1 protein-coding gene is annotated in these 432 nt (G+C 48.6%); it reads left to right on the top strand.

Going from position 1 to position 432, the window contains the following annotated elements; translation table 11 throughout:
* Positions 1–17 precede the first annotated feature (17 nt).
* The coding region (locus CWC14_RS18555; protein ID WP_502705434.1) for a PAS domain-containing protein at positions 18–432 on the top strand (415 nt) is incomplete at its 3' end.

Here is a 432-nt window from a genome sequence, read left to right on the forward strand (position 1 = left end):
CTAGTTTAAGTGAAGAGATGATCCATCTAACCTTGGATTTGCAAGGAGTGATTATCTCTGCCAACACACTTTTTGAAACTGAGACCCAGATTAGCAGCCACGCGTGGCAAGCCAGAGCGTTGCTCGACTTCGTGCCAAATTTGGCGCGCAGTACGGAGCACTACAAGGCGCTTAAAAATGCGTTAACTCAGCGCAAGCACTGGGCTGGTGCTCTGGAAATGCAAAATAATGACCAGCACTTGTGGTTACGTGTGGTATTGCAGCCGATTGTGGATGCCAGCGGGCACTGTACACACTTTGATCTGTTCGCATCGAATCTAACCCGCACCATTAACACCTCAAGGCACAATGAAAATGTCATCAGCGCTATTGAGCGTTCTATGGCCGTGATCCGCTTTAACCCTCAAGGAAATATAACCGACGCCAACGACT

The organism is Pseudoalteromonas sp. S3260 (genome assembly GCF_005886925.1).
GTDB lineage: Bacteria > Pseudomonadota > Gammaproteobacteria > Enterobacterales > Alteromonadaceae > Pseudoalteromonas > Pseudoalteromonas tetraodonis.